A 15,204-nucleotide genomic window follows, 5' to 3' on the forward strand; every position below is an offset into this window, starting at 1 on the left:
GAGCGCGCATCGGGCCTCGCTGCCCGGGACGGCCGAAGACTGCGGAGCTGTATCTACCATTGCGCTTACGTCGCGCTTATGTACTGGGCATGTCACGGAGCCCGTTCTGGCTGGAATTGCTGGTCGTTCCTCGACTATCAAGATCCACGTAGGCATCGCTCCTGACGATGCCGCGGCAAGAACGCACCTACATGGGGGACGAGAAGAATGAGCACCATGCGACGGACCACCACGGGCGTCATCGGTCTGGCGGTCGCCGGCACCCTGACCCTGACCGGCTGCAAGAACGGCAACGAGGAGATCCCCGCCGCGCCGTCCAGTCCGGCCTCGTCCGCGCCGTCCGCCCCGGCGGAGCAGCCGAGCAGCGCGGCCCCGAGCTCGCCCTCCGGCTACGCCTCCGACGCGCCCGCCGCCGGTGGCGCCGGCATGGCCAAGTCCGGCCAGACCTTCAAGCTCGGCGAGACGGCGACCGTCCCGTTCAGCTACGGCAGCAACAAGGGCGGCACCGTCGCCCTCACCGTCACCGCCATCGAGCAGGGCAACCCCTCCGACCTCGACGCCTTCAAGCTCGGCGACCAGGTCAAGGGCAAGGTTCCCTACTACATCCGCTACACGGTGAAGAACGTCGGCACCACCGACCTCTCCTACTCCTCCGTCGGCCACATCAAGGGCCTGCTCGGCGACGGCAGCGAGGCCGGCAAGCTGGCCGTCATCGGCAAGTTCGACAAGTGCCCGAACGAGTCCCTGCCGAAGGGCTTCACCAACGGCCAGACCCAGACCGGCTGTGCGGTCGCGCTGGCCCCGTCGGCCGAGACGAAGGTCTCCGCGGCCGAGTACTGGGGTGACCCGTACAACTCCCTGAGCAAGAACAAGGGCCTCGTCTGGAAGTAAGAGGCGGACGACGGCCGGGGCCCACCGGCCCCGGCAACAGCCGCACCCGAGCCCCTGCGACGGCACCCCGCCGCAGGGGCTCGCCCCGTTCCGGCGGCCGGCGCGGCCCGGCACGGCACGGGCTCTCGCCACGCACCCCGGTCGGCCAGCCCGGCGGGCCCACAACGACGGGGCCACAATGGGGCCATGCCCGAAGGAGACAGCGTCTGGCGGGCGGCGGCCCGGCTGCACGAGGCCCTCGCCGGCCGTGAGCTCACCCGCTGGGACATGCGCGTGCCCCGCCTGGCCACCACCGACCTCACCGGGCGCACCACCTTGGAGGTCGTGCCGCGCGGCAAGCACCTCCTTGCCCGGTTCGAGGGCGGCCTCACCCTCCACACCCACCTGCGCATGGACGGCGCCTGGCACGTCTTCGCCGCCGGCAGGCCCTGGCACGGCGGGCCCGTCCACGAGATCCGCGCCGTACTCGGCACCGCGGACCACACCGCCGTCGGCTACCGCCTCCCCGTCGTCGAGCTGCTGCGCACCGCCGACGAGGAGCGGGTCGTCGGCCACCTGGGCCCCGACCTCCTCGGCCCCGACTGGGACTCGGCCCGGGCCGCGGCCAACCTGCTCGCGGCCCCCGAGCGCCCCCTCGGCGAGGCCCTGCTCGACCAACGCAACCTGGCCGGCATCGGCAATGTCTACAAGTCCGAGCTCTGCTTCCTGGCCCGGGTCACCCCCTGGACCCCGGTCGGCGGCCTCCCCGACCCGGCGACGACGGCCGTCCGCCTCGCCGAGGCCGCCCGGCGCCTGCTCGCCGCCAACACCGGCGAGCGCGGGGGCCGCAACACCACCGGCAGCCCCCGCCGCGGGCAGGAGCTCTTCGTCTACGGCCGCGCCCACCGCCCGTGCCTGCGCTGCGGCACCCCCGTCCGCGAGGCCCCGCAGGACGGGCGTCCCACCTACTGGTGCCCGCACTGCCAATCCGGCCCCGTCCCTTAGTTGACGCACCGTCAGGTGCGGTCGTACGGTCCCCGCATGCCCTCACCCACCGGCGCGCCCCTGTCCGCGTACGGCCTCCACGGCCGCACCGCCCTCGTCACCGGCGCCGCGGGCGGCATCGGCCGGGCCACCGCCCTGCTCCTGGCCGCCGCGGGCGCGGCAGTCCACTGCGCCGACCGCGACGGCGCCGGTCTCGCCCGAACGGCCGAGCTGATCACCGAGGCCGGCGGACGGGCCGTGGCGCACACCCTCGACGTCACCGACCGCGGCGCGCTGAGGACCGCCGTGGCCGCCGCCGGCCCGCTCGACGTCGCCGCCGCGATCGCCGGGGTCATGCACACCGGCAGCGTCCTGGACACGACGGACGAGGACCTCGACCGCGTCCTGGACATCAACTTCAAGGGGGTCTGGCGCACCTGCCAGGAGGCCGCCCGCGCCATGATCGCCGCCGGTCGCCCCGGATCCATCGTCACCATGGCCTCCGGTGCCGTCGACGCCGCCCAACCCGGCCTGCTCTGCTACAGCGCCGCCAAGGCCGCGGTCGTCCAGCTCACCAAGACGCTCGCCACCGAGGCCGGCCCGCACGGCATCCGGGTCAACGCCGTCGCCCCGGGCTGGATCCGCACGCCGATGACCGCCCGTCACGGCCCCGAGGTCCAGGAGCGGACCGAGGCGGTGATGGTCCGTATGTCCCCGCTCGGCCGGGTCGGCGAACCCGAGGACATCGCCCGGGCCGTGCTCTACCTGGCCTCGGACGCCTCGTCGTTCATGACGGGCCAGATCCTGCGTCCCAACGGCGGGGTGTCGATGCCCTGGTAGCCGCCCGGGACGGCTCCGGCGCGCAGTGCACCGGCAACAGCCCCAGCCCCCAGCCGCCCACGGCGACCGCTCCCTCCAGCGGACCGGACTCGTCCGGCGCCAGCGCCAGCCGCAGCACGGCCCAGCACCAGAGCACGCCGGCCGCCAGTGCCAGGGGCACCAGTAATCGCCGCACGGCTGCCTCCCGGAACGTGGCCGCGATACGGACTCCGACCATCCTCCCGCATGCCCGCCGCCCCTGCACCCGGAACGGCCGGGAGCCCCGGCCGGTGCTCGACGCACCGGCCGGGGCTCCGGCCACGCTCATGCCTTCACGGCTCGCGCACTCGCGCTCAGGCGGCTACGACGTTCACCGCTTCCGCAGGTGCCTTGATGGTCACCCGCTCCGGACCACCCGCGACCGAGGTCACGGAGACCGTACCGAGCATCGGGCGTACCGGCACCGTCACCGGTTCGCTCGCCGCGGCCGACTGCGCCAGTTCCGCCAGCGACAGTTCGTCGCTGACCTCGCGCATCAACTCGGACATCCGTACGTCCAACGCGTCGCAGATCGCGGAGAGCAGCTCGGAGGACGCCTCCTTCTGCCCCCGCTCCACCTCGGAGAGATAGCCGAGAGAAACTCGGGCGGACGAGGAGACTTCGCGCAGAGTACGGCCCTGGCGCTGGCGCTGCCGACGCAGCACGTCACCCAGCAGGCGACGGAGCAGAATCATCGGTGGCTCCCTCCTCTGACCGTGTAGCCGCATCCTTCACGCCCCACCGTACCGCCTCGCGCCGCGGCCGTGCGGGGAGCGATGTCGTGTTCACTCAGGGCTGCAAACATCAAATCCCCCCGTTCTGTTCCGTATCCTGCCCCCGCACATTCTCGCGGAGTTCGCTCACGAGAAGTTCGAGCACTGTCCGTGCACTCTCCCTACGGATTTCCCCACGGGAGCCGTTCAACCTCAGTGCCACGGTTTTCTCGTCCGCCGGGCCGGCCACGGCGACGAAAACCGTGCCCACCGGCTGCCCGTCCTGCGGGTCGGGACCTGCCACCCCGGTGGTCGCAATCCCCCACGAAGCCCCCAGCGCGCGCCGCACCCCCGCCGCCATCTGCACCGCCACCTGCGCGTTCACCGCGCCCTCGGCCGCCAGCAACCCGGCGTCCACTCCCAGCACCCGGTGCTTCAGTTCGGTGGCGTACGCCGTGACCGATCCGCGGAAAGACCGGGATGCACCGGGTACGGCCGTCAGCTCCGCGGCCACCATCCCCCCGGTCAACGACTCCGCCACCGCAACCGTCTGGTCACTCTCCGCAAGCAGGCGCAGTGCCTCCGCCGCGACGGCCGCGACCCCGCCGCCCCCCGCGGCGGCCTCCGCCCCGGCGCGCACCTCGCCCCGGGCCCCTGCGGATCCCCCCGCTGCTTCCGTCACCTCGCGGCCCGCTCCGCGGCCAACCCCCTGCGCCGCAGCACCACGGCCTGGCGTACGTAGTCCAAACCGGTGACCACGGTCAGCACGACGGCGGCAGCCATCACCCAGAACCGCAGCGTCGCCAGCGGCCCGGTCAGCGCCAGCACGTACATGCCGACCGCAGTGCCCTGGAACAGCGTCTTCAGCTTCCCGCCCCGGCTGGCCGGGATCACCCCGTAGCGGATCACCCAGAACCGCATCAGCGTGATCCCGAGCTCGCGCCCGAGGATCACCCCGGTCACGATCCAGGGCAGGTCCCCCAGCCAGGACAGACAGACCAAGGCCGACCCCATGATCGCCTTGTCGGCAATGGGGTCGGCGATCTTCCCGAAGTCCGTGACCAGGTTGTACGTACGGGCCAGGTGCCCGTCGAAGATGTCCGTGATCATGGCGACGGCGAACGCGGCCCAGGCCAGCGCGCGCCACACCGGGTCGTACCCGCCGTCGGCGAGGAGTAGGAGGACGAATCCCGGCACCAGGACGAGCCGGATCATCGTCAGGATGTTGGCGATGTTCCACAGGCTGGCCTGATCGACCGCCGCAGCGCCCAGCTTCGTGCCGGGAACGGGCCGGCGGCCGGTCCCGCCCGCCGCAGATGCCGGGACTCCTGTCATCCCGCCGCCTCCTCAAGCCCCAGGGGCTCGGCCACCAGGTCCACGCCCAGCGTGCCGACCACCTTCGCGGTCACCATGCGGCCGGGTACCAGGCCCGCGCTGTCCGTGAAGACGATCTGGCCGTCGGTCTCGGGGGCCTGGTGCGCGGCGCGGCCGTAGGCGCCGTCGCCGTCCTCGTCGACCGCCTCGACGGACTCGACGAGTACTTCCAGGGTCTCCCCGAGCCGCTCCTCCGCGCGCTGCGAAGTGAGCTCCTCGGCGAGCCGCTGCATGTGGGCGAGCCGCTCGGCGATGGTGTCCTCGTCGAGCTTGTGGTCGTACGTGACGGCCTCGGTGCCCTCCTCGTCGGAGTAGCCGAAGACGCCGATGGCGTCGAGCCGCGCGTGGCTCAGGAAACGCTCCAGCTCGGCGAAGTCGGCCTCGGTCTCGCCGGGGAAGCCGACGATGAAGTTGGACCGGACGCCGGCCTGCGGGGCCTTGCCACGGATGGTGTCCAGCAGCTCCAGGAAGCGGTCGGTGTCGCCGAAGCGGCGCATGGCGCGCAGCACGTCGGGGGCGGAGTGCTGGAAGGACAGGTCGAAGTACGGCGCGACCTTGGGGGTCGAGGTCAGTACGTCGATCAGGCCGGGCCGCATCTCGGCGGGCTGGAGGTAGCTGACGCGGATGCGCTCGATGCCGTCCACGGCCGCCAGCTCTGGCAGCAGGGTCTCCAGCAGACGGATGTCGCCGAGGTCCTTGCCGTACGAGGTGTTGTTCTCGGAGACCAGCATGACCTCCTTGACGCCCTGCTCCGCGAGCCAGCGCGTCTCGCCCAGCACGTCGGAGGGGCGGCGGGAGATGAAGGAGCCGCGGAACGACGGGATGGCGCAGAAGGAACAGCGGCGGTCGCAGCCGGAGGCCAGCTTGACCGAGGCGACCGGGCTCTTGTCCAGGCGGCGGCGCAGCGGCGCGCGAGGCCCGGAGGCCGGGGCCACGCCGTCGGGGAGGTCGGCGGGGGCCTCGGCGGGCTGCTCGGCCGGCGCCTGGGCGTGGCCGGGCAGGGCCACCTCGGCCTGCTGGCGGTCGGCCGGGCTGATCGGGAGCAGCTTGCGGCGGTCGCGCGGGGTGTGGGAGGCGTGGACGCCCCCGCTGAGGATGGTCTGGAGGCGGTCGGAGATGTCGGCGTAGTCGTCGAAGCCGAGCACGCCGTCGGCCTCGGGGAGCGCCTCGGCGAGCTCCTTGCCGTAGCGCTCGGCCATGCAGCCGACGGCGACGACGGCCTGGGTGCGGCCGTGATCCTTGAGATCGTTGGCCTCCAGCAGGGCGTCTACGGAGTCCTTCTTCGCGGCTTCGACGAAGCCGCAGGTGTTGACGACGGCGACGTCCGCGTCGGCGGCGTCCTCGACGAGCTCCCAGCCATCCGCCGCCAAGCGGCCTGCGAGCTCCTCCGAGTCCACCTCGTTACGGGCGCAGCCAAGAGTGACAAGGGCGACGGTACGGCGTTCGGGCATGGGCTCAAGACTACTTTGTCCAAACACCGGCCCCGGCCCCAAGTCCCGGTAAACCAAGATCCCCGGAGTGCGGCACGGCACCCCGGGGATCCGGAATTTTGCATTCTGCGCTGCTCAGCCCGCCTGGGCCGCCCCGGGACGGGGATCGTCCTTGGTGTATGTGAGACGTTCCACCTGACCGGCCCGGAATTCTTCCTTGATCTCCTTGCCGTTCACGAACAGCGTCACCACGCCGGCGTCGCCGAGGACGAGATCGATGGATTCCTTGTCGGTGAAGGTCTTGGACTCGCCCGCAGCCAGCGTCCCGTCGAAGAGCAGCCGGCCGCTGTGATCCTTGGCCGAGATCCAGCTCTCGCCGTCGTTGGCCGTGATCGCGACCGTGACGAGGTCCTTGGGCGCGGCCGCGATGGCGCTGTCCGAGGGCTCCGGTTTCGGCGCGGCCGGGCTGGCCGGGGTCTGCGGCTGTGCGGCCGGCTTGCCCGCGGACTGCTTGGGCGCGGCCTTCGGGGCGGCGGATCCCTCCGCCAGCGGGCGGGCGTCCTTGCCGTCGCCGCCGCCGAAGGCGGTGAACCCGACGAAGCCGATCACGGCCACGATGGCGGCGACCATGGCTGCGGTCCAGTTGGGCCGCTGCCGCTCGGGGCGGATGCGCTCGGCTTCGAACATCGGCGCGGCCGGCGTGGGGGCCGGGCGACCGCCGTGTGCGGCGTCGTACGCATCGACCAGGGGTTCCGGGTCGATGCGGACGGCGCGCGCGAGCGTGCGGATGTGGCCGCGGGCGTAGACGTCGCCGCCGCAGCGCGTGAAGTCGTCAGATTCGATCGCGTGCACGATCGGGATGCGCACGCGGGTGGTGGAACTGACCTCGTCGACGGTGAGCCCGGCGGCGATCCGGGCCTTCTTCAGCGCCGTCCCGATGGACGGCTCCTCGGAAGTACGGTCGATGATGCGGTCCTCGGATCCGTCGCCGGTCGAAGTCCGCTCATCTTCGGGGGAGTTGGAGTTGCCGATGGACACGAGGGCGCCTTTCGAGCGTGTAGCCACCTGCTGGATGTCCAGTCTAGGGGGGTGAGGAAAGGGAGGAGCAACCGGAGGGGTGGACTCCGTACGCCATTCGAATGGCGCCCCGGAATCCGGCGGTGCGTCGGCGGGCCGGCCCCCGTGACGCGGCTTCGGGTGCGGTTCCGCCATCTCCCTCAACTAGACGTGGGCCCAAGGGAAACGGTTGCCCGCCAAATCATTACGGTTGGGACTCCCCGCGGATGACGGCGAGGACTCCGTCCAGCTCATCGGCCTTCACCAGCACGTCGCGCGCCTTCGAACCCTCGCTCGGGCCGACGATTCCCCGCGACTCCATGAGGTCCATGAGCCGGCCCGCCTTGGCGAAGCCCACCCGCAGCTTGCGCTGGAGCATGGAGGTCGACCCGAACTGGGTGGAGACGACCAGCTCCGCCGCCTGGCACAACAGGTCCAGGTCATCGCCGATCTCCTCGTCGATCTCCTTCTTCTGCTTCTGCCCGGTCGTGACGTCGTCCCGGAAGACGGGCGTCATCTGGTCCTTGCAGTGCTGGACGACCTTGGCGACCTCCTCCTCGGTGACGAAGGCGCCCTGGAGGCGGACCGCCTTGTTGGCGCCCATCGGCAGGAACAGGCCGTCGCCCTTGCCGATGAGCTTCTCCGCGCCCGGCTGGTCCAGGATGACCCGGCTGTCCGCGAGCGAGGAGGTGGCGAACGCGAGCCGCGAGGGCACGTTCGCCTTGATCAGGCCGGTGACGACGTCCACCGAGGGCCGCTGCGTGGCGAGCACCAGGTGGATGCCGGCCGCGCGGGCCAGCTGGGTGATCCGGACGATGGAGTCCTCCACGTCGCGCGGGGCCACCATCATCAGGTCCGCGAGCTCGTCGACGATCACCAGGAGGTACGGGTAAGGGCTGAGCTCCCGCTCGCTGCCCGGCGGCAGTTTGATCTTGCCGTCCCGGATGGCCTGGTTGAAGTCGTCGATGTGCCGGTAGCCGAAGGCCGCCAGGTCGTCGTAGCGCAGGTCCATCTCGCGGACGACCCACTGCAGGGCCTCGGCGGCCCGTTTGGGGTTGGTGATGATCGGGGTGATCAGGTGCGGGATGCCCTCGTACGCCGTCAGCTCCACCCGCTTGGGGTCCACGAGCACCATCCGGACGTCCTCCGGCGTCGCCCGGACCATGATCGAGGTGATCAGGCAGTTGATGCAGGAGGACTTGCCGGAGCCGGTGGCCCCGGCGACCAGCACGTGCGGCATCTTCGCGAGGTTGGCCATGACGTAGCCGCCCTCGACGTCCTTGCCGAGCGCCACCAGCATCGGGTGGTCGTCCTCGGCGGAGTCCGCCAGCCGCAGGACGTCGCCCAGGTTCACCATCTCGCGGTCGGTGTTCGGGATCTCGATGCCGACCGCCGACTTGCCCGGGATCGGGCTGATGATCCGCACGTCCGGGCTGGCCACCGCGTACGCGATGTTCTTGGTCAGCGCGGTGATCCGCTCCACCTTGACCGCCGCGCCGAGGGTGACCTCGTACCGGGTGACCGTCGGGCCGCGGGTGAAACCGGTGACGTCCGCATCGACCTTGAACTCGGTGAAGACGTTGCGCAGCGAGTCGACGACGGCGTCGTTGGCGGCGCTGCGCGTCTTGCCCGGGCCGCCGCGCTCCAGCAGGTCCAGCGAGGGCAGGGCGTACGTGATGTCCCCGCGCAGCTGGAGCTGCTCCGCGCGCGGCGGCAGCGGCTGCGGATCCGGCGGCGCCTTGGTCAGGTCCGGCACCGACAGCGTCCCCGAAGCCGCGGCGGTGGTGTCGTGCGGGGCCCCGGCCCGCTCGGCAGCGGAGGGGGCGGCGGACGCGGCCGCCGGGGCGGGGGTTCGACGGCCGGCGTCCGGACCGGCGGCCGGGTCGACGTCCGCGGTCCGCCCGGAGCGGGCCGGCGGCACCGGGGTGGTGGTCTCCGCTCCCTCGTGCGTGCCGGAGATGCCCCGGGTGAGGTCGGCGACCAGCGGGGAGGGCGGCATTCCGCCCAGCACGACGCCTTCGAAGGACGCAGCGGCGGCCGCGGCCACGTCGACGGCGTCCATCTCCCGTTCCTCAGCCGGCCGGACCGGGGTCCTGCGCGGCCGGCGCCGGCGGGTGAGCGCCTCCTCCTCCGCGGCGTCCACGGGGTCGGACCCGGTGGCCCGGCCGCTGCGGGCCCTCCACTGCTCGGGGTCGTGCCGGCCCGGCCGGCCGGCGGCCCCGTCCTGCCCGTACTCCGCGTCCTCCTCGTCGTACGGGCTCGGCTCGATGATCCCCAGCCGGATGCCGAGCCGGCGCAACCGCCGCGGGATCGCGTTGACCGGCGTCGCGGTGACCACCAGCAGCCCGAAGACCGTGAGCAGCACCAGCATCGGCACGGCCAGCGGCGCCCCCATCGTGAAGATCAGCGGCTTGGAGGCGGCCCAGCCGACGAGCCCGCCCGCGTTCTGCATGGCCGTGGTGCCCTCGTCCCGGCCGGGCGCCCCGCAGGCGATGTGCACGAGGCCGAGCACACCGACGGCGAGCGCGGACAGACCGATGCCGATGCGGCCGTTGGCGTCGGGCTGGTCGGGGTGGCGGATGAAACGCACCGCCATGATGCCGAGGATGATCGGCACGAGCAGGTCGAGGCGCCCGAAGGCCCCGGTGACCAGCATGGTGACCAGGTCCCCGACGGGCCCGCTCAGATTGGACCAGGTACCGGCGGCGACGATCAGTGCGAGGGCGAGCAGCAGCAGCGCGACACCGTCCTTGCGGTGTGCGGGATCGAGGTTCCGGGCCCCCTGCCCGATCCCCCGGAACACCGCGCCGACCGCATGGGCGCAGCCCAGCCACAGGGCCCGCACCAGTCGCACCACGCCCCCGGTCGGGGAGGGCGCTGGCTTGGGCGGCGCCTTCCGGGCGGCAGGCCGCTTGGCCGCCGTCTTCTTGGCGGCGGGCTTGCGCGCGGGAGCCGCCTTCTTCGCCGGCGCCGCCGTACGGCCGGTACGGCCCTTCGCGGTGCCCGCGTTGCTCTGGGAACCCTTGCCGGACGTACGTGAGGCCATGGGGCCGAGGTTACCGGTGCGCGCGCCGGTGGACACGCGTGCCCACCTCTTCACTCTTTCGTGTCGGCCGCATCGGCAGCTGTTTGACGCACCACCAGATCTGACGTGACGCCAGTCCGGCCCGAACGGGCCCGGCCGGGCCCCGGGGGCCGGGCGGCGGCCCGCGGAGGTCCGCTCAGTTCTGCGCGGGCAACACCGGCGCCGCCCCGCCGGCCCCGGGCTCCAGCGCGTCCAGCGCCCGACGCAGCCCCGTGAGTTTGCGCTCCAGGTGCGCCGCCGTCGCCACCACCGCCGCGTCGGCGGCGTCCTCCCCGAGCTGCTTGGACAGGGCCTCCGCCTGCTCCTCGACCGCCGCCAGCCGCGCGGAGAGCTCGGCCAGCAGCCCGGCCGTCTCCTTGCCTGCGTCGCCGCCCGCACCGTTGCCCTCCAGCTGGAGGCGCAGCAGGGCCGCCTGCTCCCGCAGCTTGCAGTTCTTGGTGTACAGCTCCACGAACACAGAGACCTTGGCCCGCAGCACCCACGGGTCGAAGGGCTTGGAGATGTAGTCCACCGCGCCCGCCGCGTAGCCGCGGAAGGTGTGGTGCGGACCGTGGTTGATCGCGGTGAGGAAGATGATCGGAATGTCCCGGGTCCGCTCCCGCCGCTTGATGTGCGCGGCCGTCTCGAACCCGTCCATCCCGGGCATCTGCACATCCAGCAGGATGACCGCGAAATCGTCCGTCAGCAGCGCCTTGAGCGCTTCCTCCCCCGACGACGCCCGGACCAGTGTCTGATCGAGCGCGGAGAGGATGGCCTCCAACGCCAGCAGATTCTCCGGCCGGTCGTCGACCAGGAGGATCTTGGCCTTCTGCACCATGCCCTGTCCTCCTCGCCCCGGCATGGGGCCTCCCCGGCTCCTGGCACCGGCCTGTACGCCGGGCCCCGCCCCAGAGGACGGCATCCTTGCGCCGCCCGTCCTTGTGCCGGTCATCGTAGCCCCAGTCCCGAGATCGCCACACCCTGTCACCAAGATGTCACTGTGCACGAAGCGGAAACGGTGCGGGGGAGCTGAAGGTTCCCCGTCCTGTGCCCTCCCACACCGGTTTCGCCACAGTCAGTCAGCAATTGGTACCGGAACGATCGGCCGCCGGTCACTTGGCGCGCATCCACTGCTCCATCACCGAGAGCAGGTAGTCCGGGTCGACCGGCTTGGTGACGTAGTCCGACGCACCGGAGTCGATCGCCTTCTCCCGATCCCCCTTCATCGCCTTCGCCGTCAGCGCGATGATCGGCAGCCCCGCGAACTGCGGCATCCGCCGGATCGCCGCCGTCGTCGCGTACCCGTCCATCTCCGGCATCATGATGTCCATCAGCACGACCGCCACGTCGTCGTGCTGCTCCAACACCTCGATGCCCTCCCGACCGTTCTCCGCGTACAGCACCGCCAGCCCGTGCTGCTCCAGCACGCTGGTCAGTGCGAAGACGTTCCGCACGTCGTCGTCCACGATGAGCACCCGCTCCCCGTGGAAGTCGTACGTCCGCGGCACCGCCGCAAGCTCCTCCTCCGGACTGCACCAGCCGTCCTCCGGCCCCACCGCGTTGGGCTGACCCGGCACGGCCGTCCGCGGCTCCGGGGCGACCGGCGCCTTGCGGCGGCGCCGGAAGAGCGCGGCGCCGCCATGCCCCTGACCGGCCGGACCGGAACCCGACTGTCCGGACCACACCGGCTGCGGCTGTGACTGCGGCACCTGGTGCTGCACCGGCCCGTGCGCCACGACCACCGGCGCCGGCGGCAGCGGCCGCGCGGGCACCACCCCGTCGACCGGCCTGTGGTAGCCGTCCGCCCGGCCGCCGCCCGGCTGCGGCGACGCGTACCCCTGCGGCGGCAGCTCGCTCGGGTGCAGCGGCAGGTACAGCGTGAAGGTGGACCCGCGGCCCGGCTCGCTCGCCGCGTGGATCTCACCACCCAGCAGCCGGGCGATCTCCCGACTGATGGACAGCCCGAGCCCCGTGCCGCCGTACTTCCGGCTCGTCGTCCCGTCCGCCTGCTTGAACGCCTCGAAGATGACCAGCATCTTGCTCGCCGCGATCCCGATGCCGGTGTCCGTGACCGAGAACGCGATCAGGTCCGCGTCCGCGTCCCGCAGCGAACCCGCCTCCAGCAGCTGCTCGCGGATGGCCGCCGGCACATCGGACCCGGCCGGGCGGATCACCAGCTCCACCGCCCCCGTATCGGTGAACTTCACCGCATTCGACAGCAGGTTGCGCAGCACCTGCAACAGCCGCTGCTCGTCGGTGTGCAGGGTCGCCGGCAGCTCCGGGGACACCCGCACCGAGAAGTCCAGGCCCTTCTCCGCGGTCAGCGGCCGGAACGTGGCCTCCACGTAGTCGACCAGCTGCACCAGTGCGATCCGGGTCGGGGAAACGTCCATCTTCCCGGCCTCGACCTTCGACAGGTCCAGGATGTCGTTGATCAGCTGCAGCAGGTCCGAGCCCGCCCCGTGGATGGTCTCGGCGAACTCCACCTGCTTCGGCGACAGGTTCGCGTCCGCGTTGTCGGCGAGCAGCTTGGCCAGGATCAGCAGCGAGTTCAGCGGCGTGCGCAGCTCGTGCGACATGTTCGCCAGGAACTCGCTCTTGTAGCGCATCGAGACCGCCAGCTGCTCGGCACGCTCCTCCAAGACCTGCCGGGCCTCCTCGATCTCGGTGTTCTTCACCTCGATGTCCCGGTTCTGCTGGGCGAGCAGCTCCGCCTTCTCCTCCAGCTCCGCGTTGGCCGCCTGGAGCGCCTTCTGCCGGTTCTCCAGCTCGTCGGAGCGCTCGCGCAGCTGCTCGGTCATCTCCTGCGACTGCTTGAGCAGCATCTCCGTCTTGGAGTTGACGCTGATCGTGTTGACGCTCGTACCGATCATCTCGGCGATCTGGCTGAGGAAGTCCTTCTGGATCTGCGCGAACGGCTGGAAGGACGCCAGCTCGATGACGCCGAGCACCTTCCCCTCGAACAGCACCGGCAACACGATCACCTGCGCCGGCGGCGCCTCACCGAGACCCGAGGAGATCTTCAGGTAGCCGGGCGGGGTGTTCTCGACCAGGATCGTCCGCTTCTCCTCGGCGACGGTCCCGATCAGCCCCTCCCCCGGCCGGAACATGGTCGGCATCTGGCCGCCCGCGTACCCGTAGCTCCCGCGCATCCGCAGCTCGTACGAGCCGTCGGGGCCCCCGTCGGTCCCGATCTCGGTGATCCCGCCGGACGGCACCGCCAGGAAGAACGCCCCGTGCTGCGCCGAGACCACCGGGGTCAGCTCACTCATGATCAGCGAGGCCACGTCGTCCAGGTCCCGGCGGCCCTGCATCAGCGCCGAGATCCGGGCGAGGTTGCTCTTGAGCCAGTCCTGCTCCTCGTTGGCCAAGGTGGTGTCGCGCAGGTTCGCGATCATCGTGTTGATGTTGTCCTGGAGGACCTGGATCTCGCCCGCGGCGTCCACGTCGATCTTCAGGTTGAGATCGCCGCGGGTCACCGCCGTGGCCACCGCGGCGATCGCACGCACCTGCCGCGTCAGGTTCCCGGCCATCTCGTTCACCGACTCGGTCAGGTCCCGCCACGTACCGTCGACGTCCCGCACTCGGGCCTGGCCTCCCAGGATGCCCTCGGTGCCCACCTCCCGGGCCACCCGCGTGACCTGGTCCGCGAACGAGGACAGCTGGTCGACCATCGTGTTGATCGTGGTCTTCAGCTCCAGGATCTCGCCGCGCGCATCGATGTCGATCTTCTTGGTCATGTCGCCCTTGGCGATGGCCGTCGTGACCATGGCGATCTGCCGCACCTGGCCGGTGAGGTTGGACGCCATGAAGTTCACCGAGTCCGTGAGGTCCTTCCACGTCCCGGACACGCCCGGCACATGGGCCTGTCCCCCCAGCCGGCCCTCCGTGCCCACCTCGCGGGCCACCCGGGTCACCTCGTCCGCGAACGACGACAGCGTCTTCACCATCGTGTTGACCGTGTCGGCGAGCTGCGCGACCTCGCCGCGCGCCTCCACCGTGACCTTCTTCGTCAGGTCGCCGTTCGCGACCGCCGCCGAGACCTGGGAGATGTTGCGCACCTGCGAGGTGAGGTTGTTCGCCATCAGGTTGACGTTGTCGGTGAGGTCCTTCCAGATGCCCGTCACCCCGCGCACCCGGGCCTGACCGCCCAGGATGCCCTCGGACCCCACCTCGCGGGCCACCCGGGTCACCTGCTCCGCGAACGACGACAGCTGGTCCACCATCGTGTTGACGGTCGTGACCAGCTCCAGGATCTCGCCCTTGGCGTCCACGGTGATCTTCTTGGAGAGGTCACCCGTCGCGACCGCGGTGGTCACCTCGGCGATGTTGCGCACCTGCGAGGTCAGGTTGTTCGCCATGAAGTTGACGGACTGCGTGAGGTCCTTCCAGGTGCCGGAGACCCCCTTCACCTCCGCCTGGCCGCCCAGGATCCCCTCCGTGCCCACCTCGCGGGCCACCCGCGTGACCTGCTCCGCGAAGTTCGACAGCTGGTCCACCATCGTGTTGATGGTGTTCTTCAGCTCCAGGATCTCGCCGCGCGCATCCACGTCGATCTTCTGCGACAGGTCGCCGCGCGCCACCGCCGTCGCGACCTGCGCGATGTTGCGGACCTGCGAGGTCAGGTTCCCGGCCATGCCGTTCACCGAGTCCGTGAGGTCCCGCCACACACCGGCCACCCCGGGCACCTGCGCCTGGCCGCCGAGCCGGCCCTCCGTGCCCACGTCCCGGGCCACCCGGGTCACCTGCTCCGCGAAGGCCGACAGCTGGTCCACCATCGTGTTGATGGTGTTCTTCAGCTCCAGGATCTCGCCGCGCGCATCCACGTCGATCTTCTGCGACAGGTCGCCGCGCG

The 15,204-nt window shown here is 71.3% G+C and carries 11 protein-coding genes; 3 read left to right on the top strand and 8 right to left on the bottom strand.

Going from position 1 to position 15,204, the window contains the following annotated elements; all coding sequences use genetic code 11:
- Positions 1-216: 216 nt before the first annotated feature.
- From ACFV7Q_RS24225 to ACFV7Q_RS24235, 3 genes are all read left to right on the top strand, one after another.
- Positions 217-891, top strand: coding sequence for a hypothetical protein (locus ACFV7Q_RS24225; protein ID WP_385431373.1), 675 nt, complete (start codon positions 217-219; stop codon positions 889-891).
- Positions 892-1,077: 186 nt separating this feature from the next.
- A complete protein-coding gene (locus ACFV7Q_RS24230) occupies positions 1,078-1,875 on the top strand; it encodes an Fpg/Nei family DNA glycosylase (RefSeq protein ID WP_385431374.1) in 798 nt (265 codons plus the stop codon).
- 36 nt (positions 1,876-1,911) lie between these two features.
- A complete protein-coding gene (locus tag ACFV7Q_RS24235) occupies positions 1,912-2,694 on the top strand; it encodes an SDR family NAD(P)-dependent oxidoreductase (RefSeq protein WP_385431375.1) in 783 nt (260 codons plus the stop codon).
- Between the two features lie 332 nt (positions 2,695-3,026).
- On the opposite strand, the gene ACFV7Q_RS24240 is transcribed toward ACFV7Q_RS24235, so the two are convergent.
- From ACFV7Q_RS24240 to ACFV7Q_RS24275, 8 genes are all read right to left on the bottom strand, one after another.
- Positions 3,027-3,407 (bottom strand): helix-turn-helix domain-containing protein, encoded by a 381-nt coding sequence (locus tag ACFV7Q_RS24240; RefSeq protein WP_179175511.1) that lies wholly within the window; start codon positions 3,405-3,407, stop codon positions 3,027-3,029.
- A 109-nt stretch (positions 3,408-3,516) separates the two neighbouring features.
- Positions 3,517-4,065 carry a CinA family protein gene (locus tag ACFV7Q_RS24245; protein WP_385431386.1) on the bottom strand — a complete coding sequence of 183 codons (549 nt, stop codon included), beginning with the start codon at positions 4,063-4,065 and terminating at the stop codon, positions 3,517-3,519.
- A 38-nt stretch (positions 4,066-4,103) separates the two neighbouring features.
- On the bottom strand, positions 4,104-4,760 hold the full coding sequence (gene pgsA, locus ACFV7Q_RS24250; RefSeq protein WP_385431376.1) for a CDP-diacylglycerol--glycerol-3-phosphate 3-phosphatidyltransferase: 657 nt from the start codon (positions 4,758-4,760) through the stop codon (positions 4,104-4,106).
- On the bottom strand, positions 4,757-6,250 hold the full coding sequence (gene rimO, locus ACFV7Q_RS24255; RefSeq protein ID WP_385431377.1) for a 30S ribosomal protein S12 methylthiotransferase RimO: 1,494 nt from the start codon (positions 6,248-6,250) through the stop codon (positions 4,757-4,759). The genes pgsA and rimO overlap by 4 nt, the downstream gene beginning before the upstream one ends.
- 114 nt (positions 6,251-6,364) lie before the next feature.
- Entirely contained in the window at positions 6,365-7,267 is a 903-nt protein-coding gene (locus tag ACFV7Q_RS24260; protein ID WP_385431378.1) for a RodZ domain-containing protein, read from the bottom strand.
- A gap of 223 nt (positions 7,268-7,490) precedes the next feature.
- A complete protein-coding gene (locus tag ACFV7Q_RS24265; protein ID WP_385431379.1) occupies positions 7,491-10,331 on the bottom strand; it encodes a DNA translocase FtsK in 2,841 nt (946 codons plus the stop codon).
- Positions 10,332-10,506: 175 nt separating this feature from the next.
- The gene (locus ACFV7Q_RS24270; protein ID WP_385431380.1) at positions 10,507-11,187 is read right to left on the bottom strand and encodes a two-component system response regulator; all 681 of its coding nucleotides are present in this window, start codon (positions 11,185-11,187) and stop codon (positions 10,507-10,509) included.
- Between the two features lie 274 nt (positions 11,188-11,461).
- On the bottom strand, positions 11,462-15,204 hold a 3,743-nt coding region (locus ACFV7Q_RS24275), incomplete at its 5' end, for a HAMP domain-containing protein (RefSeq protein ID WP_385431381.1).

It is taken from the genome of Streptomyces sp. NPDC059851 (assembly GCF_042732005.1).
GTDB lineage: Bacteria > Actinomycetota > Actinomycetes > Streptomycetales > Streptomycetaceae > Streptomyces.

Bases quoted from the DNA above. Each gene is read 5' to 3' on its own strand.
- ACFV7Q_RS24225 (WP_385431373.1), top strand. From the start codon at position 217: ATGCGACGGACCACCACGGGCGTCATCGGTCTGGCGGTCGCCGGCACC.
- ACFV7Q_RS24230 (WP_385431374.1), top strand. From the start codon at position 1,078: ATGCCCGAAGGAGACAGCGTCTGGCGGGCGGCGGCCCGGCTGCACGAG.
- ACFV7Q_RS24235 (WP_385431375.1), top strand. From the start codon at position 1,912: ATGCCCTCACCCACCGGCGCGCCCCTGTCCGCGTACGGCCTCCACGGC.
- ACFV7Q_RS24240 (WP_179175511.1), bottom strand. From the start codon at position 3,407: ATGATTCTGCTCCGTCGCCTGCTGGGTGACGTGCTGCGTCGGCAGCGC.
- pgsA (WP_385431376.1), bottom strand. From the start codon at position 4,760: ATGACAGGAGTCCCGGCATCTGCGGCGGGCGGGACCGGCCGCCGGCCC.
- rimO (WP_385431377.1), bottom strand. From the start codon at position 6,250: ATGCCCGAACGCCGTACCGTCGCCCTTGTCACTCTTGGCTGCGCCCGT.
- ACFV7Q_RS24265 (WP_385431379.1), bottom strand. From the start codon at position 10,331: ATGGCCTCACGTACGTCCGGCAAGGGTTCCCAGAGCAACGCGGGCACC.
- ACFV7Q_RS24270 (WP_385431380.1), bottom strand. From the start codon at position 11,187: ATGGTGCAGAAGGCCAAGATCCTCCTGGTCGACGACCGGCCGGAGAAT.